The sequence below is a fragment of the Marinomonas pollencensis genome (genome assembly GCF_003387375.1).
GTDB classification, from domain to species: Bacteria; Pseudomonadota; Gammaproteobacteria; order Pseudomonadales; family Marinomonadaceae; genus Marinomonas; species Marinomonas pollencensis.
The window spans coordinates 358513-371179 of sequence record NZ_QUNG01000003.1 but is presented as its reverse complement, the minus strand read 5'-3'; the positions used below and the strand labels follow the sequence as shown (position 1 = coordinate 371179).

Annotated in this window: 11 protein-coding genes; 4 read left to right on the top strand and 7 right to left on the bottom strand. The window is 44.2% G+C overall.

The genetic code is table 11. The features are described 5' to 3' along the window. Positions 1-185 precede the first annotated feature (185 nt). Positions 186-350 (bottom strand): hypothetical protein, encoded by a 165-nt coding sequence (locus DFP81_RS18205; protein WP_181903051.1) that lies wholly within the window; start codon positions 348-350, stop codon positions 186-188. 271 nt (positions 351-621) lie between these two features. Here DFP81_RS18205 and DFP81_RS06825 point away from each other — a divergent pair, with 271 nt between their 5' ends. After that, positions 622-1017 (top strand): ACT domain-containing protein, encoded by a 396-nt coding sequence (locus DFP81_RS06825; protein ID WP_115897006.1) that lies wholly within the window; start codon positions 622-624, stop codon positions 1015-1017. A 117-nt stretch (positions 1018-1134) separates the two neighbouring features. Here DFP81_RS06825 and ppk1 read toward each other — a convergent pair whose 3' ends face one another. The 3 genes from ppk1 to DFP81_RS06810 form a co-directional block, all read right to left on the bottom strand. Further along, positions 1135-3357 carry a polyphosphate kinase 1 gene (gene ppk1 / locus DFP81_RS06820; protein ID WP_115897005.1) on the bottom strand — a complete coding sequence of 741 codons (2223 nt, stop codon included), beginning with the start codon at positions 3355-3357 and terminating at the stop codon, positions 1135-1137. A 174-nt stretch (positions 3358-3531) separates the two neighbouring features. Beyond that, the gene (gene hemB / locus DFP81_RS06815) at positions 3532-4533 is read right to left on the bottom strand and encodes a porphobilinogen synthase (protein ID WP_115897004.1); all 1002 of its coding nucleotides are present in this window, start codon (positions 4531-4533) and stop codon (positions 3532-3534) included. A 103-nt stretch (positions 4534-4636) separates the two neighbouring features. Continuing rightward, the gene (locus DFP81_RS06810; protein ID WP_115897003.1) at positions 4637-6562 is read right to left on the bottom strand and encodes an ABC-F family ATP-binding cassette domain-containing protein; all 1926 of its coding nucleotides are present in this window, start codon (positions 6560-6562) and stop codon (positions 4637-4639) included. A gap of 216 nt (positions 6563-6778) precedes the next feature. Between DFP81_RS06810 and hslO the strand changes: the two genes are divergently transcribed. After that, on the top strand, positions 6779-7654 hold the full coding sequence (gene hslO, locus DFP81_RS06805) for an Hsp33 family molecular chaperone HslO (RefSeq protein WP_115897002.1): 876 nt from the start codon (positions 6779-6781) through the stop codon (positions 7652-7654). 14 nt (positions 7655-7668) lie between these two features. Here the strand turns inward: hslO and DFP81_RS06800 are convergent, their stop codons facing one another. Beyond that, positions 7669-8070, bottom strand: coding sequence for a CBS domain-containing protein (locus tag DFP81_RS06800; protein WP_115897001.1), 402 nt, complete (start codon positions 8068-8070; stop codon positions 7669-7671). Positions 8071-8485: 415 nt separating this feature from the next. Here DFP81_RS06800 and mqo point away from each other — a divergent pair, with 415 nt between their 5' ends. Both mqo and DFP81_RS06790 read left to right on the top strand, forming a co-directional pair. Next, a complete protein-coding gene (gene mqo / locus DFP81_RS06795) occupies positions 8486-9964 on the top strand; it encodes a malate dehydrogenase (quinone) (protein WP_245959102.1) in 1479 nt (492 codons plus the stop codon). Positions 9965-10047: 83 nt separating this feature from the next. After that, on the top strand, positions 10048-10320 hold the full coding sequence (locus tag DFP81_RS06790) for a YfcL family protein (protein ID WP_115896999.1): 273 nt from the start codon (positions 10048-10050) through the stop codon (positions 10318-10320). 75 nt (positions 10321-10395) lie between these two features. Here DFP81_RS06790 and DFP81_RS06785 read toward each other — a convergent pair whose 3' ends face one another. Together DFP81_RS06785 and rho are read right to left on the bottom strand one after the other, a co-directional pair. Continuing rightward, on the bottom strand, positions 10396-11124 hold the full coding sequence (locus tag DFP81_RS06785) for an NAD(P)H-flavin reductase (protein WP_115896998.1): 729 nt from the start codon (positions 11122-11124) through the stop codon (positions 10396-10398). 133 nt (positions 11125-11257) lie between these two features. Continuing rightward, positions 11258-12523, bottom strand: a complete 1266-nt coding sequence (gene rho, locus DFP81_RS06780) for a transcription termination factor Rho (protein WP_115897029.1) — start codon at positions 12521-12523, stop codon at positions 11258-11260. Positions 12524-12667: the final 144 nt, after the last annotated feature.

Sequence of the window (12667 nt, the reverse complement as noted above, 5' to 3'; positions counted from 1 at the left end):
GCTCGAATCAACCGACAATCTTATTTCCATTTGTCGGCAATCCTAGACAGGAAATGCCCAATGGTTTGCCTTTCAAACTGACAGATTATTTGGAGTTGGTCGACATAACTGGCCGTACAATCAAAGAGGGGAAAAAGGGTGCCATAGATGGATCCCTGCTGCCTATCTTACAGCGCCTGAATCTATCATCCGACAATTGGTTGTGCATGGCCACGGAATTTGAAGCCAGAACGGGCAGGGTAGTCGGGCAAACAGCCTCCCTTGATCAGTATTGTGACGCTCACCAACGAAAGCGGTACAGCAAGCATAATCAGCGGCTCGGTTGAATCCAATAGCAATCTGAATGTCATCTATCGGCCTTAAGCTGAGGTTTTCTCATGTGTAAAAATTGCTTAATCATTACTTTTTAAAAGGTCATGAGTTGTGTGATTGTCGTTTCTTTCTTTTACTAGGTATATTTGTGCCTATTAATAATGTACTAGCTTAAATTTAGTCGCTTTTACTGAATTTAAAGTATGTCTGTCTTTATAAGTAAGGTGCCTGTCTTTATTAGCAATAACTACGGTGCCTGTCTTTATTAGCAAGGTTATTTAAATTTCATGGTTGGTGAAAGGGCGGGATATGTCAGGAGTAGTTGAGTTAGAGAAATTATTAGCTTCTATGAATCCAAGCTTACAGGATTCTCAGTATGTATTTTGTACTGTATCTGGAAAGCTAGTGGAGTTCATTGAGTTGGAGCCTTTGGCTACGTTTATGGAGGCAGAAGGTTTAACGTTAGTGCTTGAAAAATCTATAGCAGAGCGAGCTGGCTTGGTGTTTGATGGGGTGTTTAGTCAGATCACGCTGACCGTTCATTCCAGCTTAGAAGCCGTAGGTCTAACGGCGGCAGTTTCCGATAAGTTAACCGAAAAAAGCATCAGTGCTAATGTGATCGCGGCTTATTATCATGACCATGTTTTTGTTCCTTGGGATAAAAGACAGGAGGCGTTATCTGCTCTCCAAGAGTTTAATTATTAAGATATATTCGATGAGTAGGGAAGACTGAACGATACAGTCTGGGGATAAGCTAGGTGGTTATACACAAAAGGCCCAGACTATGCTGGGCCTTTTGAATCTATGAATTACACTAACAGGTTAACGTGTACTATCTGCCAGTTCGCTGAGTAAGGTGCGTTGGGCACTACGATATTCACCCTTTCTCGGTTTGGAGAGTTGATATGAGCCGTCGCTTTGCAGTATCCAGCTTTGGGTATTGTCGGATAAGTAGAGTTCGAGCTCTTTCTTCACTCGTCGCGACAATTTTAGATCTTGTAGCGGGAAGGCGACTTCAATACGGTTATTCAAGTTACGATCCATACCATCAGCACTAGATAGGTAAACCTGAGGGTTGCGATTATTATAAAAGTAATAGACTCGAGTGTGCTCTAAGAAGCGGCCAATCACACTACGCACACGAATATTAGACGAAATGCCTTTAATTCCAGGCCGCAGAGTACAGATGCCTCGAACAATCAGGTCTATTTTCACCCCGGCCTGTGACGCTTTATACAGAGCCTGAACCAAACGCTGCTCTGTGAGGGAGTTTACCTTAATGATGATTCGAGATGGCTCACCCTGTAAGGCATTTTCTGCTTCACGGTTGATCATGTCGAGCAAACGGTCGCGTAGCGTGAAAGGAGCATGTAGCAGTTTTTTCACTTTCAGCTCTTTACTCATGCCTGTTAACTGCTGGAACACGCGGTGTACATCATCACCGGTTTCTTTATCGCAAGTTAGAAAGCTGTAATCGGTATACAGACGAGCATTACCCGCATGATAGTTGCCGGTACCTAGGTGAACATAGCGTGTTAGTTCCGAGCCTTCCCTGCGTACGATTAGGATCATTTTCGCGTGGGTTTTATGACGAACGACACCATAAACAACAATAGCGCCAGCATCTTGCAGACGGCTGGCTAATGCTAGGTTTTGCGCTTCATCAAAGCGTGCCCGTAGCTCGATCACTACAGTCACTTCCTTACCATTACGAGCCGCTTCTACTAAGGCATTAGCAATAGGTGAACGTGCGCCGGTGCGGTATAAAGTTTGACGTATCGCAACCACATGAGGGTCTTTAGCCGCATCGCTCAGTAAGTCGATAACCGGTGAAAAGCTCTCAAAGGGATGCATCAAGAGATAGTCACGTTGCTTGATAGCTTCAAAAATCCCACCTGAACTGGCGAGTTTTCTAGGCAATCCAGGGGAAAAAGGAGGGTACATAAGGTCTGGACGGTCGACCAGTTCAAGCACTGCCATTAAGCGGCTTAAGTTAACAGGGCCATCTGTTTTATAAAGGTCTTGTGTTTCCAGATCAAACTGTTTGAGCAAGGAATCTATTATATGTGTAGGGCAGTTATCAGCGATCTCAAGGCGAACAGAGCTACCGTAATGACGGCTTTGTAATTCTGTTCTAAGGGCGCCCGCTAGATCGACTCCAATATCATCGGAATCGACCTCTAAATCTGCATTTCGAGTAAGGCGGAATTGGAAACAGCCTTTTACTGTCATACCGGGAAAAAGCTGGTCTGCATGAGCATGAATAATGGAGGAAAGAAACACAAGGTTGTCTCCACCATCTGCTACATCATCCGGCATTTTTACAAGACGAGGTAAAGAACTAGGTGCAGGAACAATAGCAAGACCATTTTCTCGACCAAAGGCATCTCGGCCTTCTAATTCAACAACAAAGTTAAAAGTCTTGTTGGCAAGGCGCGGGAATGGGTGTGCAGGATCCAGACCTATGGGGCTAATAATAGGTAACACATAGTCACGGAAGTAGCGTTTTGCCCAAGCGGCCTGTTTTTCATTCCATACCGAGCGGCGAATGAATTTTACGTTTTCAGCCGCTAATTTTGGGAAAATGATGTCGTTAAGAATACGGTACTGGCGACGCACCAATTTGTGGGCCTGTTCACTGATTAAGCCCAGCACTTTTTTCGGGTGCATGCCATCAGGGCCATTTTTCTCTCGGCTGTATTCCAGTTGGCTTTTTAGCCCAGCGACACGAATTTCAAAAAATTCATCCATATTCGAGCTAAAAATACACAAAAAAGTAAGGCGATTTAGAATTGGGTGATTTTCATCCATGGCTTGTTCAAGAACTCGAGCATTGAACTGCAAGTGGCTTAGTTCTCGATTAAAATAGAGCTCCGGGTCTGCCAAATCAATTTCTTCTGGCAAGCGTTCCTCTAAGGCGGCCTTACTCGGATCCTGAGGTTGTTCTGGAATCGGCTCTAATACTAATTCTTCTCCACCCACTTCTTTTGTCAGAATCGGGGCGACTTCCTTTTTATCTAGTTCAGTTAGTGTCTGTTCTGACATGCCTTTTTATTACTCCCAAATACCATCGTCTTATTTTATAGGTATTGCACGAATAGCCACTTCTATACGAAGTGGCTATTAACTTATAAATTACACCAACCTAGCCAGAAGGTCACCGTATGTTTGATCTAATTTAGCTCCAATTTCGGAGTATTCGATATTGTGCGGTTTACTTTATTGTGATTGTTGTGCTTTAAGTATACGTGCTGCGTCTTTTGCAAAATAGGTGAGAATGCCGTCGGCACCTGCGCGTTTAAAGGCCAATAGAGATTCCATAATAATGCTGTCTTTATCTAGCCAGCCATTTTGGAAGGCCGCCATATGCATCGCGTATTCGCCACTAACTTGGTAAACAAAAGTAGGTACTTCCAGTTCCTGTTTTACCCGGCGGACCAAATCAAGATACGGCATGCCTGGTTTCACCATCACCATGTCCGCCCCTTCGTCTAAATCCAGTAGCACTTCGCGAATTGCTTCATCAGAGTTAGCAGGGTCCATTTGGTAAGTAGACTTATTGCTTTTCCCTAGGTTACCACTAGAGCCTACAGCGTCACGAAAAGGGCCGTAGTAGGCAGAAGCATACTTCGCAGAATAGGCCATGATCATGGTGTTTATGAAGCCTTCAGTCTCAAGTTCTTCACGGATTTCGCCAATACGACCGTCCATCATATCGGATGGAGCGATCACATCCGCACCTGCGTGTGCATGGGACAAGGCTTGTTTAACTAACACTTCAATTGTGGTGTCGTTAAGGACATAACCTGAGTCATCAATAATACCGTCTTGGCCATGGGTGGTGAATGGGTCAAGAGCCACATCAGTCATCACACCGAGTTCAGGAAAAGCTTCTTTTAATGCTCGGACAGCGCGTTGAGCTAAGCCATTTGGGTTATAAGACTCTTCCGCCATTAGAGATTTTTTATCTGCCGCCACAACAGGAAAAAGTGCCACCATAGGAATGCCTAGGTTCACCAGTTGTTGAGCTTCTTCTAATAAAAGGTCGATCGACACACGTTCAATGCCAGGCATAGAATCCACGCTCTCGCGAACCTTGGTGCCTTCTATGACAAACATGGGATAGATTAAATCATCTGTGCTTAGGCGGTTTTCACGCATGAGGCGACGAGAAAAATCATTTTTTCGCATGCGACGCATACGAGTGTATGGAAAAGTCATCCCAAAGCTCCTATTTTACTGAGTATAAATGTACTTAATTTGTGTGACAGAGATAAGTCAAACAAGCCTGTACGAGTGTTATTTGATTAGCTATACGGCTAATTTAGGCCAAATTGGCTTCCGCCTCTTCAAGTTCTTCTTGTAATTCGAACCACGCCTCTTCATTTTCTTCTAATGACTTCTTCCATTTTGCTTCGTCAGTTAACAGGCTTTGCAATTTATCCCTTTGCTCTGACTCATAAAGTGTTGGGTCTGCCATGGCGTCGGAAATGGTATCAAGGTGAGCTTGAGCAGTTTGTACCGCCTTTTCATACTTCTCCACTTGCTTGCGCAAAGGGCGCAATTTCTCGCGCATTTCGGCGGCTTTACGACGTTCTTCCTTACGGTCGATTTTTTCTACTTTATCCGGTGTGGCCGCCGTTTTTTCTTGTTGTGTGACGGCAGCTTGACGAGCTTGTAGCCAGCTATGATAAGCCGCTAAGTCACCGTCAAATGCCTGAATTTGGTGGTCAGCAACGAGGTAAAATTCATCGACAGTGCTGTTTAATAGGTGGCGATCGTGGGAAACAACTAAAATGGCGCCAGGAAACTCTTGCAGCGCTTCCGTGAGGGCTTGGCGCATTTCTAAGTCTAAATGGTTGGTTGGCTCATCGAGCACCAACAAGTTAGGTTTTGTCCATGCAATTAATGACAACGCTAGGCGTGCTTTCTCTCCGCCAGAAAAGCCTTTTACTGCTCTTAAAGCATCATCACCAGTAAAACCAAAGCCACCTAAATAGCGACGAATATCACTTTCTAATATTTTTGGAGAAAGGCGCTGAATATGTAATAGGGGCGAAGCCTCTAGGTCCAAGGCGCTAAGCTGATGCTGGGAGAAATAGCCAATTTTTAGGTTCTCTCCGGTGATGCGCTCACCACTTAGTAATGCTAACTCCGCAACAATGGATTTAATTAAGGTCGATTTACCCGCGCCATTAGGGCCAAGTAAACCAATGCGTTGACCATCTCGAATTGCAAAGTTGGTGTCTTCGAGTTGGATTACCTGTGACCCAGATTCTAACCTGTAGCCTAAATTGGCTTGTGATAAATTGACCAATAATTGCGAGGTTTTTTCTGCCACTGGGATAGAAAATTCAAATTGAGAGTCAATGTGCGCCGGGCCAATAAGCTCCATCTTCTCCAGCATCTTAAGGCGGCTTTGGGCTTGTTTTGCTTTATCTGCCTTGAAACGAAAGCGATCTACATATTGTTGCATGTGTGCGCGTTTGGCTTGCTGGCGCTCATAATTGGCCTGTTGCTGTGCCAAGTGCTCTGCTCGCTGTCGTTCATAATTAGAGTAATTACCTTTATAGAGAACAAGCTTTTTCTGATAAAGGTGAACAATATGGCTGCAAATGCCGTCTAGAAAATCACGGTCATGGGAAATCAACAGTAGTGTGCCTGGGTATTGACGTAGCCAATTTTCTAACCACATGACGGCATCTAGATCTAAATGGTTGGTTGGTTCGTCAAGCAGCAAGACATCAGAAGGGCACATTAGGGCTTTGGCTAGGTTTAAGCGAATTCGCCAACCACCCGAAAAATCCGCTACCGGTTTGTGCATATCTGTCATTTTAAAGCCAAGGCCTTGGAGTAAAGTTTCTGCTCGGGACTGTGCAGTGTAGCCATGGGCGGTTTCGAATTCGCCTAGCCAGTGGGCATGATCGTGGTTGTTTCCTAGGGTCTGAGCTTGGGCGATATTGGCTTCGATCTCTCTTAGTTTATCGTCGCCATCGAGACAATAATCTAATGCACTGCGTTGGGTCTCTTCTACCTCTTGAGCCATGAAGGCGATACGTCGATTTCCGGGCAGAATAACGCTACCTGTATCCGCGCTTAAATCGCCTTTCACCATTGCGAACAAGGATGATTTACCGGCCCCGTTTGCACCGATCAACCCCACTTTTTGACCTTCAAAAATAGTGAGATCGGCGTCTTCTAAAAGAAACTGTGTACCGCGTTGTAAACTGACTTCGCTAAATTGGATCATAAAAACAGGGAATCTCTTTGCTATCGATGATTAGGAGCTAGGTTAAAAGCAGTGCTTAACATTTTAGAGCGGCGCTGGGGTAAACGAAATAGGAAAGATAAAGATTCCCCGTTAATACACGGTTTAAAGTGGATGATTCAGACACTCAAGGGTAAAATGCGCGCAATATCCATTTGAACTTTGACTCGTGTCGTATAGCGACACAAGGTGATCTTTGTGAACGACGTAACAATCAACGAAATTCAACGCTTCTCTTTCGACAACACAAATGTTCGAGGTGAGCATGTGGTCTTGAACAGTGCGTATCAAGAAATTATTAAGCGTAAAAACTACCCACTTGGCATTGAGGTTTTACTGGGTGAGTTTGTCGCAGCCATTGCGTTATTGAGGGACATTATCAAAATCGATGGCGTGCTGTCGATTCAAGCGAAAGGCAACGGTTTTTTATCCGCACTTATGACGGAGTGTGATGAGCAACAAAACTTGCGAGGCATCGCCCAGTGGGATGAAGAGCAAGTTGTACCGGATACGATTTCGTTAAAAGAAGTCTTGGCTGGTGGGTACCTGGTGATTACGATCGCGCCACGCAATGGCCAGCGTTATCAGGGAATTGTCGAGCTAGTAGGTGATAGTTTGGCGGAGTGCTTAGAACAGTACTTTTATCAATCTGAACAATTACCTAGCCGAGTTTGGTTGGCCGCAAATGGCGCGCAATGTGGTGGATTATTCCTACAGCGTTTGCCGGCAGAGCAAGCTCAAAGCGGTGATGAAGATGCTTGGGAGCGTTTTACTCACCTAGCTGCAACGGTGAAAGATGAAGAATTGCTTGGGTTAGATACAGAAACGCTATTGCATCGTCTTTATCATGAAGAAGAAGTCCGCCTTTATGAGCCAAAAACCTTGCAGTTTGGTTGTTCTTGTTCACGTCAGCGTACATTAGATGCCGTGATTTCAATGGGCGCTGATGAAGTGCGCCAGCTGTTGATTGAACAAGGCTCAATCCAAGCCGACTGTCAGTTTTGTGCGGAACAGTATGTCTTCACAGAAACAGATTTAGTTGGCCAGTTAGGCGATCAAGCGCAGACACATTAAGCCTTGTTCTAAGGTTAAAACTTGGCGTGGGTAATTAAATCACGCCAAGTAATCATACCTAATAGATGGTTTTCTTCATCAACAACGGGCACGCAAGAAATATCGACGTGCTTCATCCAAGTGACGATTTCACTGATAGGGGAGCTTGCTTTCGCGGTAATGGGCTGTCGAGTCATTACTTGGTGAGCGGCGTGATTAAGGGTTTCAAGATCACGCGGTTGTTCAGAAAGGCTATCAATAAAAGGACTAATGGTACGCAATAAATCTCGATCAGAGATGATTCCAACCAGTAATCCCTCTTCAGTCACAGGCAAATGATGGAAGCTATTTTGCTCCATAAGCGCTTTCACTTCAGGTAAACGGGCGTCAATGTCCACACAAATCACCTCTTGAACCATGATATCTTGAGCGTTCATAGGGCACCTCCATCGACATCTAGAGAATTTATTCTATTTATACTGAATATTATTTTATAAAGATAGCAGAAGAATAGAACAAAACTGTTAATCATATGTATCGAAATACTTTGATATTGTCACTAAAAGTAGATAAAAAATTGATGTTCAAGCAAATAAGAGGAAAACAAAGGCGGATCTTATACTAAGGTCTCAAGACATTAATCGTAAAATCCGTATAATTAAATTACACCTACTCAGACTCCTTGCTAGGTTGTTCGTTTTTGAGTTTTGCATACCATTATGTTGCAAACAAAGGCGTTCTGAGATGAGTGACGAGAAAGCATTGCAGTTCCCCTGATAGTTACCACTGCTGGCCAAAAGCCTCCTTTACTCTTCACTCGTAAATCCATTGGCTATGACACGGCGAAATCATATGACCTCAAACTCTGTAGACGTTTTACTAGTCGGGGGAGGTGCTATGAGCACTACCCTAGGAATGTTACTCAAGCAACTGGATCCAAGCCTAGCCATCACCATGGTAGAGCGATTGGACAGTATTGCCAAAGAAAGTACTGATGGCTGGAACAATGCGGGCACTGGCCACGCTGCTTATTGCGAGCTTAATTATACTTCAGAGAATGCCGACGGCAGCATTAATATTGATAAAGCGGTTAACATTAATGCAGCATTTGAGGTCAGCCTTCAGTTCTGGTCTTACCTTGTTGAACAAGGCAAATTGCCTGCACCAAAAGCGTTTATTAATCGCGTTCCTCACCAAAGTTTTGTATGGGGTGAAGACAACGTCAGAAAACTAAAAGCGCGCTATGCGGCGATGAGTGCTCATCCTGCATTTAAAGAAATGCAGTTCACGGAAGATCGTGAAAAGATGCAAGAATGGATGCCTCTTATCATGAATAACCGAACGACGGATGAGCCTTTAGCGGTAACTCGCATTGAACATGGCTCAGATGTGAATTTCGGGGCGATTGCCCGTAATATGGCAAAGCATCTTCAAACTACGGATAACTTTGAGCTACACATCAATTCCGAAGTCACTAGTATCAACAAGAACGAAAACGGAACTTGGGATGTGCTGGTTCATCACAATGGTACGACACAACGCTTCAACACCAAGTTTCTTTTCTTGGGTGCTGGTGGCGGTGCGTTGCCTTTGTTGCAAAAAGCAGGTGTTGAAGAAGGTAAAGGCTACGGTGGTTTCCCTGTAAGCGGACAATGGTTAGTGTGTGAAAAGCCTGAGTTAGTTGAGCAGCATTTTGCCAAGGTGTATGGCGCAGCTCCTATTGGAGCACCACCAATGTCAGTTCCTCATTTGGATACGCGAATTATTGATGGCAAAAAAGCCATTTTATTTGGTCCATTTGCAGGCTTTACCACAAAATTCCTAAAAACAGGATCAATGTTAGATCTCCCATTAAGTATTCGAGCTGGCAATTTAAAGCCGATGCTATGTGTGGGTAAAAATAACATGGACTTGACCAAATACCTGATCAGTGAAGTGCGAAAATCTCATAAAGACCGTTGTGACTCACTGCGAGACTTCTTTCCGAATGCTAAAGATGAAGACTGGAAACTAGCGTATGCTGGGCAACGTGTTCAGATCATTAAGAAAGATGACAAATTAGGCGGTAAGCTAGAATTCGGTACTGAAGCTATTACCACAAAAGATGGGTCATTGGCGGCATTGTTAGGTGCATCACCAGGTGCTTCAACCACAGTGAATACCATGATCAATATCTTGGAAAGCTGCTTCCCTGAAAAAATGGCATCACCAGAATGGCAAGCTAAAATGAAAGAAATGGTGCCTTCTTATGGTGAGTCTCTAGTAGAAAATACAGATCTTCTACTGTCCGTTCGAGAGCGAACATTGACCACTTTACAACTGAAACCATAGCCGATATAGACACTCGAAAAGCTGGGCTTATTGTCCAGCTTTTGTGTATTTATCAAGTGTAAATAATGAAAAAGAGAACAGACATGGCAATAACGTTTGCAGAACGCGCGGACCAGCTTAGCGACGCCCTACGAGACATTGAGCATCAAGCAGAAGAGGGTGATCAGTTATTTTATTGCGCTTACCTGTTAGGGTTATTAGGGCTTCATAGCAGTGCAGATGGTGAGGGCTCTGAGCAATTCGATAACGCCTTTGAAGGCACCCTAAGAGATACGCTAGACGCTGAGAATGTGACGCCAGAAGATCAAGCTAATATTCTCGACTTGTGGCAGCAAACATGTGATCGCTCGAAATAGTTTCTGCTGATTTGATACAAAAAAGCGAGCGCCACTTAGGTGCTCGCTTTTTTATTGGAACGATAAGCTTGGCGCTTATAGTTCTGGCTTGTCAGGGTGAGGTGCGTAGGCGAAAACATCGGAGAAACAGCGCTCTTTTTGCAGCCCTTTCGTTTCTAATTGATCCAATGTGCCGTAAACCATACCCACAGAGCCACTAATAAAAGCAACGCTGTTACTTAGGTCCGGGTGATCTTCTAATACCGCCTCATAAAGCCAGCCAGTGCGACCTTGCCATTCTTGGTCTGCTTCATTGACCACGACATCAAGTGAAAAAGTATGGCTGTCTTGAGCCTGTTGAATCCACTCTTGCATGAAAATATCTTTCGGCGTTCTTAGCCCCCAGTAAAGCGATACATGGCCTTTAAATTTCTGCTCAATGAGGCTGTCGTATAAACTTTTCATTTGAGAAAAACCGGTACCGCCGGCAATCAGTAAAATATGCTCTACATCCTCGACAAAGGCACCGCTTTCTAGGTGACTGTCGCCGCCTGGCATTTTGACCGTAATGCTGTCGCTTGCACGAATATGATCAATGACTTTCTGGGCAAGAGAATCAGGGTCAGAAACCAGAATAAATAATGTCAGAGTAGGCAGAGTGTGTGGTGCGCTACCAATCGAGTAAGGTACTTGTTCTCCAGTCGGTAACACTATCATCAAATATTGACCGGCAATAAATGTCGTTTCTTCTGTTTCAAGTTTTACTTCGTAGACATTGTGATTAATCAATTCAACTGAACTGACTTTGGCTGTTACATCTTTCACTTTTTTGCTCCGCTGCAAGTCACGCTCACTCAGTGAGTGGAAAATGGTTTCAATCTAATGACTGGTTATACTGGTAATTTAGGTGAAAAAAAACCACTTACTAAAAGTGGTTTTTTTATTCGCGTAGATGATGTTATTTGTTTTTGCCCTTCATGGACTCAAAGAACTCATCGTTTGTTTTGGTGACACGCAAGCGGTCAATTAAGAATTCTGTTGCGGCAACGTCTTCCATTGGATTCAGTAGTTTGCGCAAAATCCACATACGTTGCAGTTCGTCTTCAGAAGTTAGTAGATCTTCACGACGAGTACCTGAACGACGGATATTAATCGCCGGGAAGGTGCGTTTTTCAGCAATCTTACGATCAAGGTGTAATTCAGAGTTACCTGTACCTTTAAATTCTTCGAAGATAACTTCGTCCATTTTGGAGCCAGTATCAACCAAGGCTGTTGCAATAATGGTTAAGCTTCCGCCTTCTTCAATATTACGGGCTGCACCAAAGAAACGCTTAGGGCGTTCTAGGGCGTTAGCGTCAACACCACCGGTCAATACTTTACCGGAAGATGGGATGACTGTGTTGTAAGCTCGAGCAAGACGGGTAATAGAGTCAAGCAGGATCACCACATCGCGTTTGTGCTCTACTAGACGCTTAGCTTTTTCGATGACCATTTCTGCCACTTGTACGTGACGGCTTGGTGGCTCATCAAATGTTGAAGCAACAACTTCGCCACGAACAGTACGTGACATTTCAGTTACTTCCTCAGGGCGCTCGTCGATAAGCAAAACAATCATGTGACACTCTGGATTGTTACGAGTGATGGCATTGGCAATGTTTTGCAACATGAAGGTTTTACCTGCTTTCGGAGGAGAAACCACAAGTGCGCGCTGACCTTTACCCATTGGTGCAACGAGATCAATGATACGAGAAGTAACGTCTTCCGTTGAGCCGTTACCTGCTTCCATTAATAAACGTTCATCAGGGAACAGAGGTGTTAAGTTTTCGAACAGAATCTTGTTGCGGACGCTTTCCGGTTTGTCGAAGTTAATTTCGTTTACTTTTAGTAATGCGAAATAACGCTCACCATCTTTCGGTGGTCGAATTTTTCCGGCAATAGTGTCGCCAGTACGTAGGTTAAAGCGACGAATTTGGCTAGGTGATACATAAATATCGTCAGGCCCTGCTAGGTAAGAGCTATCTGGGGAACGTAGGAAGCCAAAGCCGTCTTGCAGAATCTCTAGGATACCGTCGCCATATATATCTTCTCCGCCTTTAGCATGACGCTTAAGGATAGAGAAAATGACATCTTGTTTGCGTGAACGAGCCATGTTGTCGAGGCCCATTTCTGCAGCGATATCTAAGAGTTCGTGTACTGATTTCTGTTTTAATTCGGTAAGGTTCATAAACGGGTTTTGCATTAGCTCATCTTAGAAGGACAATTGACGGGATCAGGTTATAACGTTAACTCTGATCAATGTCTGGAAGTATTTAACAATGTATCAGCTACTCGGCACCAACAAACCCATTGAAAGAATTACTCTTTGCTA